Source organism: Nostoc sp. MS1, from assembly GCF_019976755.1.
GTDB lineage: Bacteria > Cyanobacteriota > Cyanobacteriia > Cyanobacteriales > Nostocaceae > Trichormus.
In genome coordinates this window covers 3,503,216-3,517,410 of sequence record NZ_AP023441.1, presented here as the reverse complement: position 1 = coordinate 3,517,410, position 14,195 = coordinate 3,503,216, and the positions used below count along the sequence as shown (strand labels likewise).

Sequence of the window (14,195 nt, the reverse complement as noted above, 5' to 3'; positions counted from 1 at the left end):
AGTAGGTATTAATTAATTCCAAATTAAAGAGTTCTGCTTTTGACTGTTGACTGTGGACTAATTACAAATCTGCAATTAATCTCGCTTTTCTGAGGATGAATTTTAAGATTGTTTCTTCGCGGGAAATTATATTTGCTTTGCCTTCCATTCCAGCCTTGAGTTGACATTGTTTATCACCTCTGCCGACGTATAGAGTTTGTGGTTCTACAATTACTTCATAAGCTGTAGCTTTAGTAACCGAACCTTGGGGGTTATTACTAGCTACTGGTAGAGCATCTGCTGCTATTGTTTTGACTGTGCCTTTAAGAGTGCCGTAATCTGGGTAGGGGCAAGCTGAAACTCGCATCTGCACTTGTTGACCAGATTTAATTTTGCTGATATCTTGGGCTGGTACATTGGCTTTAATCTGGATGGGAGCATTGATAGGCGCAATCTGAGCGATCGCTTCACTTGGTTGCACTACTTGGCCAGGGTTACGCAGGTTTAATTGCAACACTGTACCCGCAATCGGGGCGCGAATCACACTCTGATTCAGGTCGTTTTCTGTTTGTTGTAAGTCTTTACGAGTTCTATCAAGTTGTTTTTGAAATTCTAGGCGTTGTTGCAGTAGAGTTTCTTTCTCTTTTTTCAATGCTGCTAAGGAGGCTTCCCCTCTTGCTTGTTCTTGTTTAATTCGTTGCGATGCTACCGTCACACTTGCATCGCTAGGATTCATGGCTGTCCTCGCCTTTTCCAGATTTGTTTGGGCGACTATTAAGGCTTGGTCTTTTTCTTCAAGTAGATTTTTGGCGTTAGCTTTGGCTTGTTCTAGCTTCGCCTGGGCAGAAATGACAGCTTGGTCTTTTTCTTCAAGCAGATTTTTGACGTTAGCTTTGGCTTGTTCTAGCTTCGCCTGGGCGGAAATGACAGCTTGTTCTTTTTCTTCTTGAAGGTTTTTAGCATTAGTTTTAGCCTCTGCTAGTTTGGCTTGAGCGGAAATGACAGCTTGTTCTTTTTCCTCAATAAAGTTACGCGCGATCGCACCCGATGCTACTATCGGTTGCAGTCTATCGCGTTGGACTTGGGCTAAAGTCAAGGCGGCTTGGGCTTCTTGGATAGTAGCAGTTAATACATTGTCTTGTTGCAGGCGATCGCGTTGTGCTTTTGCAAGTTTCCAGGCGGTTTCGGCTTCTTGTATAGTGGTTTTTAACAGGTTTTCTCGCTGTAAGCGATCGCTTTGCGCTCTAGCGAGGCTTAAAGCGGCTTCTGTTTCCCGTACTGTTGCAGTTAATAGCTTTTCCCGTTGTAAGCGGTCTTTTTGTACCTTGGCTAAAGTCAAGGCTGATTGTGCTTGTGTCATCTCCGCCGCCGCTTTTACTTGTTGGTCTACATAGTTGCGTTGCGTACCACTGAGTTCAGCTTGTGCAGCTATGGCTGTACGGTAATTTAAGTTAATCTGGGCTGCAATTTGCGTATCAAGTTGTTTTAACTGAGTATCAATGTTACTAAGTTGTAGTTGACTTTGCTGGATGACGTTCTGTAACTGGCTTTTTTGGGTTTGTAGGCGAGAATTATCAATATAGGCGATCGGTTGTCCTTCAGCTACGGTTTGATTTTCTGCAACATCAACCTTGATAATTTTGCCGCTAATTAGAGACTGTACAAGCTTTAATTCTCCTACAGGGCGAATAGTTGCAGGCACTTTTACAGTCACTTTGTACTTAAGAATAGAGGCCAGCACCACCGCGACAACAAAGATGCTGAAGACAATTACTCCACCGATACTAGTCCATTTACCAATATGAGGAAGAAATTCGTTAGCTTCTAATATAGGAAGTTCTTCGGGAATTGGCTGATTGGATTGTTGCCAAAAGTCATTTTCTTGGCGGTGTAAGGTGTTCACAATATTGCACCTTTATAGATGAATTTGAGCAAAATAAAGCTCTTAAATGATTTGGTATGTCATTTTTAAAGGCTTTTTTATTCGCACCTCGTAGACTAGGTTTTATACTGCATATTTCTCCAAAATATTTATAAAGTAGTCGAGAAAAACAAATTGTCAAATTAATTTTGTGATTGTTTTGTATCTACTCTCAGCTATAATATAACCGGGGAAGTAAGAAAAGAATGTGCTGTCAGATGTGCTTGCTTTTCTGAAATCTCTAACGTGAATTACGTATAGAGAGCATAGAGGAGAACGCTCAAACTCCCTCAAAACCTCACTTACTTTGAGCGGGTTATTATCATCTCCTCTCCCCTTTTTTCCTAAAAATACACATCAATAATTCCGTTAGCATCTTTCAATATTAATCTGGAAAACACAGTTTCTTAAAGAAGAGTATGCTTATATAGTAATCATTACTCCAGGCAGAAAGCTTTAGTAACGACAAAGATATAGTAGGCAAGTAGAATCCTATTGCCAATAAAATGTTTTAAAATTGCGTGGAATTACTCACAACAGAATATGTTGATGTAATAAAATCTTTTTCCCTCTACAGTTGATGTATTTCACACAAGTACAGCAATGAATCTTTTTGTGCTTAATTCTGGTTATTTATCAACTTAGTTTTGAGGTTTTGTCAAAAAGACTAAATTCATCACTATCAATTCAAGTTTGACAGATTGCTAAAGCTAATAGCCAAAATTTAATTTATTAAGATAAAAATCCATACTTTCAAAGGCTTTTTACTTTAATAAGCCAAAATTTTCGGTGCTATTCAAGGGATTTTAAACGGGGAAACTGTGCAAAGAGAATTATTCAGAATGGTACTTGCGATTGCACAAACCACAAATTGAGAAACAATGCAAATATTTGTATGACATGATTGTTAGCCTCACTTGCGCGACTAGGTGTAGCCTCACCTAAGAATTTAACTATAAGCACTGTCTGTTAATAATTCATAAACCTGGAGACAGAAATCAAACTTGCAAATCTACCACGCAGAGCAGATGTAAACTTATCTGATGGGATTCAATTCATATTGACATTAGTTTCTATACATAACTAGCGAATCATACTGTCAGTTACAAGAGGCAGGGGAGCAGTAGGGTAGTGCATCGGCAAAACCATGAGCCGGTGGGCAATGCCCAACGCCACTTACTTTATGTCGGGAAACCCGCCCAATGCAGTGGCTCCCCTACGTATATTTCAAAAATTAAGTATAAGTCCCATATCAGATAATTCCACCTGACGGGATAATATTATTTCGGGCAATGCCTAATACCGATACATGGGTAGGAGCGTAAAGCTTTACGCTCCCATAGTCAATTTATCTGTTACCACAATCTTGAGAGGTGTCATCAAAAAAAGACTAAAGTAAAATCAATAAATTAAATATTAATATTGAACTATTGGCAGTAAGCAATTTAATAATTATCTTTAGACTTTTTAAATTGAGATATAAAATTATATATAAAAATAAAAACTAACAAAAAACAACTACTTAACACTGATACACTAAGAGTGATAAAAGCTGGTACATTCATCGACTGAATTAAAATAATAGCTCCAATACTGAAAATAATAGCAGCTATAAAACTTATAAAGCCGACGACATTTTTATTCAAAATGTTCTCCTCACTCTCTTTTAATTAGGCTTTATTTACTAATAAAGGATTAGTCTATAAAAAGACTGTCAATTCCATTACCTTAAAATAAATTGATTCCTTTACTCATCAAAAGAGAAATTGCTGTAACTAATCTTGCTTATTTTGCAAATAATTAACTCATGTCATGCTTGCTTAAAAACTTATCGTATTTTGGTAATTGGTAATTGGTAATGGTAGAAAGCAATTACTTATTCGCTACTACCCATTACCAAATAAATAAACCATATCGTATGTAGAGACGTATATCTGTGCATCTCTACAGATAATCGATGTGTTACAAAGACTTTTGGAAATGGTATTACTGCTTTCTCTATGCGCCAATTTTAGGTGTGGAATGTGTCAAGGGTGTAGGCTTTGCTGACTTACACCCTTATTATACTTTTACGTATTGGGAATCAACCTACCGCAAGGATAAGTTGCAGCACCACCAGAAGCATCTCCAGCCACAGCAGCCGGGATTTCCTCTACTGGTTGGTTCTTAGCCGCTAAATAGTCGCTGCGGAGTTTGTCGTATAATTCCTCACGTCTGTCATACAAACGCTTCACAGGACGGGGTGGACATTGGTTGAGTAGGTATGCTGTTACTAAAGGTAAGGCGATCGTGCTATCTGTATAACAAACAATAGTGCTGGGTAATTCTTCTGGGTCAATCTTACCCCAGCTTACGGCTTCTGATGGTGTCGCGCCAGATAAACCGCCAGTATCAGGACGCGCATCGGTAAATTGGACGAAGAAATCATGTCCGCGTTCTTCTAATCCTAAAACTTCGTGAATCTGCGGTTGAGTTTGTAGCAAGAAGTTCTTGGGACTACCACCGCCGAGAATTACAGCTGCACTCCTTCCTTCTCCTTCTCTAGCATTGTAGGCGATCGCAGCTGTTTCATTCACATCAATTGACGGATCTAATATTAACTGTGAACCTTCCAACGCCAAAGCTGCAACGTTCATCCCAATGGAACTGTCACCAGGGGATGATGTATAGATGGGTACGCCATACTCATAAGCTGTAGCCAGCAAACAGGAATTTTTTACCCCAACTTGCTTCTCAACTTCTCGCACATACTTACCCAATAAGTAATGAAACTCAGCCGTTCCCATGCGCTTTTGGAAAGGTTCTGCTTGTAAAATCTTGCGGATAAAAGCGTCGGTTTCTAGTAAGACATCATAACCAAAGATGATGTCATAAATTCTGATAGTCCCTTCTTGGCGCAGCTTGACATCATCTAAAAATGGGTTTCCTGCAAACAACTCAAAACCCAAACCATAGTGCATATCATGATATAAATTCGCACCAGTACTAATCATCCAGTCAATAAAGCCGTTGCGAATTAGAGGCGCAAGTGCAGATACACCAAAACCAGCCGGTGTCATCGCGCCAGAAAGACTCACACCGACAGTAACACCCTCTTTCATTACATCACGCGCCAACAATTGACTGGCTTCCCGTAAACGCGCCGAATTATAAGCGGTGAAGTAATTATCAATCAAATCCACCACACTGATATCAGATGACATCGGTATAGGTGCAATTTTCTTACCCAAATGTTTTGTCATGTTGAGACTCGCAAATTGTAAAGTAGCCGAATCTAATGTTAACTATGTTTCAGCAACTTCTCGCATTGCTTGGGTATAAGAATTGTAGGCGCTTTGTCCAAAACACACGAAAATTACTTGTTCCAGGGAGTTAGGGTTCTCTAAAAACTTGGTAACTGTAGTAACGGCAATTTTACAAGCGCGTTCCATTGGGAAACTATAAACACCTGTACTAATAGCTGGGAACGCAATAGTTTTAATTTGATACTGTACCGCTAAGGCTAAACTATTGGCATAGCAGTTAGCAAGTAGTACATCTTCGTTTTGATTACCGCCTTCCCATACAGGCCCGACGGTATGAATTACCCATTTAGCAGGGAGATTATAGCCTTTGGTAATTTTCGCTTCGCCAGTTTCACAACCCCCTAATTGCCGACATTCTACTAATAGTTCTCTACCTGCTGCACGATGAATTGCACCATCAACACCACCACCACCAAGTAAGGAACTGTTAGCAGCATTCACAGTTGCATCAACTTGTAACTGAGTAATATCACCTTGAATAATTTTTATTCGCTGCATAATATTTTTGGGTTGAGATTTTTCTGTATTTTCTAAAATAAAATCAGCACGAATTGCTTGTAATCGCTGCAATATTGTCAAGAAATGACCATTATTTATCAACTGTGCTAAACGACCACTACAAAAACGTTCTTGACGAACGTGACTAGTAAATAATTTCTGTATTGTAGAAATATCAGCTAAATTTATGAGTTCTGGATTAGCTTCAAAACGGTTAGCTTCTTGCTGCCAACTTATCCAGTCAAAGGGAATAATAAAGTTTTCTGCGTAGATTGCGTCAATGAATCGCTTAAATTCTTGAGAATAGGCATAAGGTTCTAAAGTTAAAGGCTCAGTTTGTATGTCATATAAGTGGCAATCTTGACTGGAAAATAATGTTGAAAATTTAAGTACATTATCAATATTTTCTAGTGTTATTTGATTTGACATACCCAAATCCTCAAAACCGAAAGTTAGGTGCTAGAAGATAATTCAACAGATTCACCATATATATACCTACAAAGTAAACACTAAATCATTGACGCAATATTTCCTAACGAAAATGATTTAGTAGGGTATTTAATTTAAGTAACTAAGACATAAGCCTAGTTTCAGATCAATTCGCCTCATGTACTGATCAATTCAATCACGCAAATTTCTTTATTTTGCCAGTTGTAACATTTATTTTCTGTATTTTCTGATGAATTTGATGACAAACGATACACCAGAAGCATTAGAATCAGATAAGGAAATTGAGCGTATCATTGATGAAATAATGACATCAACCCAAAACCTTTCTGATGAACAATACCGTACAAAAATGCAGCGCCGTAAAGAAGTACAGGAACGGCGCATATCCCAAGCTGTCCCAGAAAAGGGATTAATTATTGTAAACACTGGTAACGGTAAAGGCAAAACTACCGCAGCTTTGGGTATGGTATTACGATCGCTCGGTCATGGATATAAAGTAGCGATCGTTCAATTTATCAAAGGCGCGTGGGAACCCTCAGAAAAGAGCGTGTTTAGTTTTTGGGAAGACCAAATTGAATTTCACGCAATGGGAGAAGGCTTTACTTGGGATACCCAAGACCGCGATCGCGACATTGACAAAGCTCAAGCCGCATGGGATAAATCATTAGATTTCATCCGTGACCCGAACTTTCAATTAGTTCTATTAGATGAAATCAATATCGCCCTGAAAATGGGATATTTAAGCGTAGATCAAGTACTTGCAGGGTTAGCAGAGAAACCCTCTAGTAAACACGTCATCCTTACAGGTAGAGGCGCGCCAGCCGCCTTGATTGAACGTGCAGACTTAGTTACCGAAATGACCCTAATTAAACATCCCTTCCGCGACCAAAACGTCAAGGCGCAACCAGGAATTGAGTATTAATGAGGAGCGGAGAGTAATCAATTCAAAATTCAAAATTCAAAATTAAAGAGTTTTGCTTCCTGACTCTTGACTATGGACTGTTGACTAAAAAAAACAACTGTCAACTGTCAACTAACTACTGACTATTTCTACACATTTGCAAAATGCGGCGATCGTTGGCGCTAATGGTGTTTATGGGATGATAATCTTGCAGCGTGACGGTGTAAGCATAGCTCATTGGTTCATCGTCGGAAAGTTGGGGTATTGTACTGGTTGTAGCTACTTCTGGTGAAGCACCAGCATCGGGTGTACCCGTAACGGTCATTGCTAACTCGCCTGACTTATCGATTGTGCCTTGAAAGCAACTAAACTCGGAGTTAGGCATATACAATGCGCCTACTAACTTACCTTGCTGTTTATGAAACAGCACATAGCCTTGTCCTACTTGATTGGGTTTTGGTGATTGACCAAAAAGATAAATACCGTCGTTGACTGGTACTTTAAATTTAGGCGCGATCGCAGTTTCTTTTTCAGCTTTTTGATTCAAGCTAACTAAAAGAGGAGTCTGGGAACTAGATACTTCGCCATACGTCGATAGGGTTGTAGAAGGTAATGCTGTAACTTCACTACTCAGCGCAGGCTTGATTTGTTCACCCACCATCGCAACGGTAAACAATAGACCGATAGCGGGTATTCTCAACTGACGCAAGGGTAAAAATTTAGAAATATTGTTAAGCACCCGACTCCTCCTGTGACAAACTGAACGACAGCCTCTGTAACTTGTCTTAAACCATAATGAAATCTTTAACGTTTAAGGCTCGGTCAAAGGTTTGATTTATCTTTCTTTAAATAAATACTTGTGAAAAACGCAGGTTTTAGATGTTTTTGGCAGATAAACTTAAACTATCAGCAATTAAGATTTTTCGGCTTCACCCGACAGATTCACCCAATAGGATGATGTGAATCATTAGTTAGATAATCTGCTTAGGTTTAGCATCTTAGTGTTATGTACCGTTCGTAGGTACAAAGAGATATACAACAGTAAGTTCTGCCATTTCGGAAAAGTCAAAATATTTTTATTTAATAACATTGTTTTTGTGCATTAAATACAGTATTTGTCTATGGTGCTTTTGCTGAATCTTTAGAAGATTGGGAAACTTCACTAGTTGCACCTACTTTAATTCTCAAGAGAGTATGATAAGTATAGGAATTTTCAAAGCGTGTTTAGTGGTGAGCGATTCGTTAGCGATAGCCCTAAAAAAAGCTTATAAAAAAGGCTGAGAACTGGGAATTGAACTACCAACCCAGCACTCAGCACATCCAAGTAAGTAGAAGGACTAAATTAAACTTAACTTGATAGCGCCGGGTTTCGACTGCGCTTAACCCTCTTCTAATAAGGTTAACGAGCATTGAGCGTAGTCGAAATGCGTCTTATAAATAATTGTGTCCACCTACTTACTTTTCTCAATCTAATAAAAAACAAATGTCCGCAACTCTATACTTTCTCTAGCTGGTGCATCTATAGGACTATTTGGATCATCAAAGCCTGTATGAGCTGCAAAACGTGCAGTTCCGTTTTCTGCGGAGTCGAAACACTTGATAAATATTGCTTCGTTTCTACGCATTTGCGGGAAATAATACCACTGATGATCCTGATTGTATGTGACTGCGTAGGTTTCACCAATGCGATCGCGATAAACTAAGTCGCCGGCTACAAGGTCTTGTGGTGCTATACTGCGTGCATCACATAGAGCCAGTGGTGACTCTTGAATTGTGTCAGCAATTCCTCGCCATACGTTGATGATGGCAAATCTTTGTTGCAATAGTGACTCAATCTCACTATCATCTATACCCCTGGCTGCTAACTCCCTACGGGCGCGAGTATAGCCAGATTTAGCAGTAAAGTCATTGTGTACGCGCTTGGCTGGTTCCTTAATATTGTTGTTACCTTGCTTCATCAGTTCAGCGTTACGCAAGGTGTGGTCGAATATCACAACCCTAGTTGCACCAGTCAATTGTTTTAATAATTGCTCTGCTTCTGGATAATAAACTTGGCGTATCTCATCTTCGTCGTAAAAGTTACGGACGCTTGTATTATGCTCACTAAACGCGAAGCCTTGTTTATCTAATGTGATAGTTTCTGAGATAGAACGAGCATTATAAATGGGTAGCTTGTGGGTTTCATAAGTTCCATTAGTACGGGGAATACCTGCTGGTGGTTCGTAGGTATAGTAAACAGGTTTATCCGTCATCGGAACTAGGTAAGTGAGGTTGGCCTCTACATACGGCAAATCCTTAGAGGTCGGTCTATCGATAACTTGGCTGTTTAAGCTCATAGTTCATACCATTTTGGATTTGATAGTTGTCTGTTGAACTAGCAGTTACGGAAGAACAAATTACCTACAAATGTCATCTATACGTAATCATGCTAACTACAACAGGTTTTAAATACTAATTATCGACCGATTTACAGGTGATTAAGTTATAAGTATGCCTGACACATTGTTAAAATACAAGGTGTTTGTAAATAAAATATACGCTGCCTAATTTTTTATTTATCTAAACATTAGGTTAGCTAAGTATTAAGCCAAAATCCTGATCATAATATCTTACATAGCTCATGATTATAGATCCCCAAGAAGTACCGACTGAAAGAGGCACAAATTACCCCGATGTGTTCAAAGCAATGGTTGCAGGACGATCGCGCCAACGGTTAGGTAAGTTTGCCGGATTGAAGAATTTTGGAGTTAATTTGGTGAAATTAGAGCCAGGGAGCTATTCTGCTTTAAGACACTGGCACTCTCATCAAGATGAGTTCATCTACATATTAGAAGGTGAATTGACTTTGATTACAGATGAGGGAGAACAGATTCTCACACCGGGAATGGCGGCTGGATTTCCCGCAGGTGAAGCGAATGGGCATCATTTAGTCAATCGGTCTTCAGTCGTAGGTGTTTATTTAGAAGTGGGCGATGGGCTACGCCCGACCATAGGTCATCGCACCCCCAATGACGTAGGTACTTTTCCTGATGTACCAGATTTTTCAACACTGCCTAGTCCTGATGGCGTAACTAGAGAATTTACGTATGAAGATGGAAGGCTTTATTAAAGCATGAGACTAAGATAAAAGACGAAATAGAGAGATAATTTACGCTTAATTCCGTAAATTATCTGGTTACTTATGTAGTTGCTTCATGTAGTAAATCACCAAATACAGGGGAATCCTTCCATGACTAACGCTAATGCTCAAGCATCTAAAGTTACAGACCCTATACTGCGTCAAGGCGACTCCGGTGCAGCCGTAACTGAATTGCAAAGATTGCTGAATGCTAAGGGTATTAAAGTAGCACTAGATAGTGTCTTTGGCGCTAACACTCAAACGGCAGTTATTACATTTCAACGCAACAACGCCCTAACCGCCGACGGAATTGTCGGCGCTAAAACTTGGGAAGCTTTACGAAAGGTTCCTACACCCATTCGTTTAGTAGATGTCGCTCTCAACTACGACCCAGACTCCTTCCCTCATCAGAAAGCAGCTTTAGAATGGTTGCAAAATCAAATTCCCGCCGCTACACTCAGTGAATTTGCCCGTCGTTGGCGCAATCAGTAGATTGAATGAGGCATTACCTATAGTATGGTTGCTCGGTTCGGTAATAGGTAATAGGTAATTGGTCATCATCAAGCACAATTACCTATTACTAACATCCAGGATCTAATGACTGCTCACTAATTTCAAACTGCCACTTTTTCCTGTGATACTTTACTTAGATATTCTAATAAAGCTTCTGAACCACCAATTAATACACCATCAATAAATACTTGCGGAACTGTGGTTGCGCCTGTAACAGCGCGTAGGGAGCGGGTTGTAATACCACTACTGCCCAAGGTAATTTCCTCGTAATCTATCCCATGCTCTTGTAACGCAGCTTTAGCACGAGCGCAGAAAGGACACCCAACTTTAGTAAACAGAGAAACTAATTTTGGCTTCGCTGCTTGGGGGTTAATGTAATTGAGCATGGTTTGAGCATCAGATACCTCAAAAGGATCACCAGGTACATCCGGCTCAATGAACATCTTTTCAACTACACCATCTTTCACCAACATAGAATAACGCCATGAGCGTTTTCCAAAACCCAAGTCTGCTTTATCTACTAGCATTCCCATACCCTCGGTAAATTCGCCATTACCATCGGGAATCAAGGTGATGTTATCAGCTTCTTGGGTTTTTGCCCATTCGTTCATCACAAAAGCATCATTCACAGAAATACAGACAATATCATCGACACCGTTCTCTTTAAAAACTTTAGCCAACTCGTTGTAACCAGGTAAGTGAGTCGATGAACAAGTTGGTGTGAATGCGCCAGGTAAAGAAAAGACTACGATTGTTTTACCTGCAAATAAATCATCGGTAGTAACGTTAACCCATTGATTATCTTGACGAGTCCGAAAGGTGACTTGAGGAACTCTTTGACCTTCTCGATTGGAAAACATAATGTCTAACCCCTAGCTAACGAAATTTTACTTTTACTCGCTTGTTAACTTAAGCGTAGTCATTATGACTTTATTTGTCAATAGGTAAGTTGAATAGAAGCGCACATTTGTGCGCCCATACAAATAACTGAATCATATTGCCCAGACTTGATGAAGTTGTATAATCTGGGGTTGAATCGCTTATGCACTATAACTCGTACAGAGGTTCAATCAGCTTTGCGCTCTTTCAAAACTTGATCTAGTAATTGTCTAGCAGGTTGCGCTTTAGTCAATGCTGCTTGGTGGTCACTATAAGCACGAACCAAGCGAGACAGACCATTGACACCAGTCTTAAGTTGCTCTAGTTCTTCACCCGTAACCAGTTCGCCATCAAGCATCCGACCGATTAAAGGCTTAATATCCCCTACTTCCTGACGAACTTTTTGCAACTTTTCTACAGTACTTAGTAATGCTTTGAGCGAGTTTAAGATATTATCAATATCTTGGGTTTCTTCCACTGCTTCAGGTAAATTTTCAATATCTGACTCTATAGTTGATTCCTGTACAGTTTCACTTTTGACCCCATTTGGCTTTGCCATTCAAGCTTCCTCAATAATTTTTTTTAGTCTAGCTTGAAAAGGGAGTAGGGAGTGGGGAGTGAGGGATGAGGGAGTAATTTGTGATTTGATTATGCAAGGATTTATTAATTTAGACAAGCAATTTGGTTGGACTTCCCATGACTGTGTAGCACGGTTGAGAAAACTGCTACGCCTCAAACGGGTGGGACACGCCGGAACATTAGATCCAGCCGCTACCGGGGTGTTACCTGTCGCTGTTGGTAAAGCTACAAGATTGTTGCAGTATCTCCCCACAGACAAAGCTTATCAGGCTACTATTCGCTTTGGTGTCCAGACTACAACAGATGATTTACAAGGTGAGGTGATTACTTCTGAAGTTTGTGGGGGATTGAGTTTGGCTGAGGTGACAGAAGCACTATCTAAATTTACGGGCAAGATTGAACAAATACCACCCATTTACAGTGCTATTCAAATAGATGGTAAACGTTTGTATGATTTAGCACGTAGGGGGGAGACTATAGAAGTACCATCGCGGACGGTAGAGATATTTAGTGTAGAAGTTTTGGCTTGGCGAGAGGGGGATTTTCCTGAATTGGATGTGGCGATCGCCTGTGGTAGTGGTACATATATAAGAGCGATCGCTCGTGATTTAGGTGCAGTTCTCAATACAGGTGGAACTCTCGCCGCGTTAAGACGCACTCATAGTAGTGGCTTTAATTTAACCGATAGTCTAACTGTGGAAAACTTGGAATCCCAACTGCAAGCTGGTGAATTTCAACCAATTTCCGCCGATGCTGCTTTACAACATTTACCGTCTGTTACTTTACCAGATATATCTGCAAAAAGATGGTGTCAGGGACAGCGTATTGATTTAGGTTTAGAAATTATTGGTAAAGTACGAGTGTATCAACAAGAGAATGATTTCTTGGGTGTCGGTGAATTACAAGAAGGTGTATTAATTCCGCAAATGGTGTTTGAACCAATTTCTTAAAACAGTCAACAGTCAACAGTCAACAGTCAAAAGGGAATTGTTTCATCTGCTTCGCCAATTAAAGAAGGATGATTACTTAAGCGATAAGTTGACTTGATATAGCCTGAGTCTAATTGCATAGTAGGAAGATTATGTTTTTGTAATACTCCTTGAATACGTGTAAATGCTACTGGAAGCTGGTTAAAAGGAATCCCAGGAAAAGCATGATGTACAGCATGGTAGTCTAAACCACCCATTAACCAGCCAACTAAAGGACTAGTTTTGAGATTACGACAAGCGTAAATTTGTGTTAGTTGGTGATTGGTAAACTTAACCCAAAGTCCATAATGTTCTAAATGATCTCGTATCTGGACTATTACTCCAATCACCCGTTCAAGAATCACCCAGAATAATAAGTAGCGCAGAACTTGTCCTTGGGAAATTGCGATCGCCAACATAATACTATGCACTAGCAGTATCCCAGTAACATCTAACAGTATTTGTCGCCGCATCCGCGTTACTAACTTTTGGAAGCGCACACCCATAATAAAAGTTTTGATAATTAACCCAATGCCGCCGAGAATGAAAATATCACACAGCCATTGATGACGCACATACCATTGTACAATCGATTGTGCTTGTTGATACTCTTGCCAAGTCCACTGCACTCGTTCTGGATCTCTTAAGTCAACCCCATTCCAGCCGTGATGCAAACTGTGTAGTTCTGCATAGATACTATAAGGCCAAAACATTGGCCAACTTACTAATCTAGGCATTACAGTATCAAACCACCCCCAGCCTGTCAAAGTTTGATGAACCATATCATGAGTACAAATAAGCAAGAAAGCATAAAAGATGCCAGCTAGTATGGTTGTAATGACAAACAAGCTGTTATTTTGTACTGACCAAGCCAACATCACCAAACTGAGAAATATCGTACCAATGACACCGAAGCGTATTAGTCCAGTCCAAGGATTCACCTGATGTAAATCGGCTGTGATTTGCTTTAATTCACTAGAGATAGTAGTTACAGTTGCGCCCATAGATGGTTGCAAAATTGGTATATGAGAAAAGTATTGATTTATAAATATAATTATTTAATTTTTGTGGTATTGAAGGACAG

Annotated in this window: 12 protein-coding genes; 4 read left to right on the top strand and 8 right to left on the bottom strand. The window is 39.8% G+C overall.

Annotated elements, in window-relative coordinates:
- Positions 1 to 61 precede the first annotated feature (61 nt).
- The 3 genes from NSMS1_RS15210 to NSMS1_RS15200 all read right to left on the bottom strand — a co-directional run bounded on the left by NSMS1_RS15210 (position 62) and on the right by NSMS1_RS15200 (position 6,132).
- Positions 62 to 1,882 carry an HlyD family efflux transporter periplasmic adaptor subunit gene (locus tag NSMS1_RS15210; protein WP_224094944.1) on the bottom strand — a complete coding sequence of 607 codons (1,821 nt, stop codon included), beginning with the start codon at positions 1,880 to 1,882 and terminating at the stop codon, positions 62 to 64.
- 2,087 nt (positions 1,883 to 3,969) lie between these two features.
- The gene (locus NSMS1_RS15205) at positions 3,970 to 5,142 is read right to left on the bottom strand and encodes a homospermidine biosynthesis protein (protein ID WP_224094942.1); all 1,173 of its coding nucleotides are present in this window, start codon (positions 5,140 to 5,142) and stop codon (positions 3,970 to 3,972) included.
- A 42-nt stretch (positions 5,143 to 5,184) separates the two neighbouring features.
- Positions 5,185 to 6,132, bottom strand: coding sequence for an O-acetyl-ADP-ribose deacetylase (locus NSMS1_RS15200; protein WP_224094932.1), 948 nt, complete (start codon positions 6,130 to 6,132; stop codon positions 5,185 to 5,187).
- A 259-nt stretch (positions 6,133 to 6,391) separates the two neighbouring features.
- On the opposite strand from NSMS1_RS15200, the gene cobO reads away from it, so the two are divergent.
- Positions 6,392 to 7,075: a cob(I)yrinic acid a,c-diamide adenosyltransferase gene (gene cobO / locus NSMS1_RS15195; protein WP_224094930.1), complete on the top strand. Its 684-nt coding sequence runs from the start codon at positions 6,392 to 6,394 to the stop codon at positions 7,073 to 7,075.
- Between the two features lie 115 nt (positions 7,076 to 7,190).
- On the opposite strand, the gene NSMS1_RS15190 is transcribed toward cobO, so the two are convergent.
- On the bottom strand, positions 7,191 to 7,793 hold the full coding sequence (locus NSMS1_RS15190) for a hypothetical protein (protein WP_224094920.1): 603 nt from the start codon (positions 7,791 to 7,793) through the stop codon (positions 7,191 to 7,193).
- A 730-nt stretch (positions 7,794 to 8,523) separates the two neighbouring features.
- Positions 8,524 to 9,390 carry a CmcJ/NvfI family oxidoreductase gene (locus NSMS1_RS15180; RefSeq protein ID WP_224094918.1) on the bottom strand — a complete coding sequence of 289 codons (867 nt, stop codon included), beginning with the start codon at positions 9,388 to 9,390 and terminating at the stop codon, positions 8,524 to 8,526.
- 284 nt (positions 9,391 to 9,674) lie between these two features.
- On the opposite strand from NSMS1_RS15180, the gene NSMS1_RS15175 reads away from it, so the two are divergent.
- Both NSMS1_RS15175 and NSMS1_RS15170 read left to right on the top strand, forming a co-directional pair.
- Positions 9,675 to 10,163, top strand: a complete 489-nt coding sequence (locus NSMS1_RS15175; RefSeq protein WP_224094916.1) for a cupin domain-containing protein — start codon at positions 9,675 to 9,677, stop codon at positions 10,161 to 10,163.
- Positions 10,164 to 10,283: 120 nt separating this feature from the next.
- Complete coding sequence (locus tag NSMS1_RS15170; protein ID WP_224094914.1) at positions 10,284 to 10,664, top strand: peptidoglycan-binding domain-containing protein; 381 nt, start codon at positions 10,284 to 10,286, stop codon at positions 10,662 to 10,664.
- 122 nt (positions 10,665 to 10,786) lie between these two features.
- Here NSMS1_RS15170 and NSMS1_RS15165 read toward each other — a convergent pair whose 3' ends face one another.
- Both NSMS1_RS15165 and NSMS1_RS15160 read right to left on the bottom strand, forming a co-directional pair.
- Positions 10,787 to 11,545: a glutathione peroxidase gene (locus NSMS1_RS15165; protein WP_224094912.1), complete on the bottom strand. Its 759-nt coding sequence runs from the start codon at positions 11,543 to 11,545 to the stop codon at positions 10,787 to 10,789.
- Positions 11,546 to 11,751: 206 nt separating this feature from the next.
- Positions 11,752 to 12,123: a hypothetical protein gene (locus NSMS1_RS15160; RefSeq protein WP_224094910.1), complete on the bottom strand. Its 372-nt coding sequence runs from the start codon at positions 12,121 to 12,123 to the stop codon at positions 11,752 to 11,754.
- Between the two features lie 91 nt (positions 12,124 to 12,214).
- On the opposite strand from NSMS1_RS15160, the gene truB reads away from it, so the two are divergent.
- On the top strand, positions 12,215 to 13,093 hold the full coding sequence (gene truB, locus NSMS1_RS15155) for a tRNA pseudouridine(55) synthase TruB (protein WP_224094908.1): 879 nt from the start codon (positions 12,215 to 12,217) through the stop codon (positions 13,091 to 13,093).
- Positions 13,094 to 13,119: 26 nt separating this feature from the next.
- Here truB and NSMS1_RS15150 read toward each other — a convergent pair whose 3' ends face one another.
- Positions 13,120 to 14,115 (bottom strand): fatty acid desaturase family protein, encoded by a 996-nt coding sequence (locus NSMS1_RS15150; protein WP_224094906.1) that lies wholly within the window; start codon positions 14,113 to 14,115, stop codon positions 13,120 to 13,122.
- Between the last annotated feature and the right edge of the window lie 80 nt (positions 14,116 to 14,195).

Bases quoted from the DNA above. Each gene is read 5' to 3' on its own strand.
- truB (WP_224094908.1), top strand. From the start codon at position 12,215: ATGCAAGGATTTATTAATTTAGACAAGCAATTTGGTTGGACTTCCCAT.
- NSMS1_RS15160 (WP_224094910.1), bottom strand. From the start codon at position 12,123: ATGGCAAAGCCAAATGGGGTCAAAAGTGAAACTGTACAGGAATCAACT.
- NSMS1_RS15180 (WP_224094918.1), bottom strand. From the start codon at position 9,390: ATGAGCTTAAACAGCCAAGTTATCGATAGACCGACCTCTAAGGATTTG.
- NSMS1_RS15205 (WP_224094942.1), bottom strand. From the start codon at position 5,142: ATGACAAAACATTTGGGTAAGAAAATTGCACCTATACCGATGTCATCT.
- cobO (WP_224094930.1), top strand. From the start codon at position 6,392: ATGACAAACGATACACCAGAAGCATTAGAATCAGATAAGGAAATTGAG.
- NSMS1_RS15150 (WP_224094906.1), bottom strand. From the start codon at position 14,115: ATGGGCGCAACTGTAACTACTATCTCTAGTGAATTAAAGCAAATCACA.
- NSMS1_RS15165 (WP_224094912.1), bottom strand. From the start codon at position 11,545: ATGTTTTCCAATCGAGAAGGTCAAAGAGTTCCTCAAGTCACCTTTCGG.
- NSMS1_RS15170 (WP_224094914.1), top strand. From the start codon at position 10,284: ATGACTAACGCTAATGCTCAAGCATCTAAAGTTACAGACCCTATACTG.
- NSMS1_RS15175 (WP_224094916.1), top strand. From the start codon at position 9,675: ATGATTATAGATCCCCAAGAAGTACCGACTGAAAGAGGCACAAATTAC.
- NSMS1_RS15200 (WP_224094932.1), bottom strand. From the start codon at position 6,132: ATGTCAAATCAAATAACACTAGAAAATATTGATAATGTACTTAAATTT.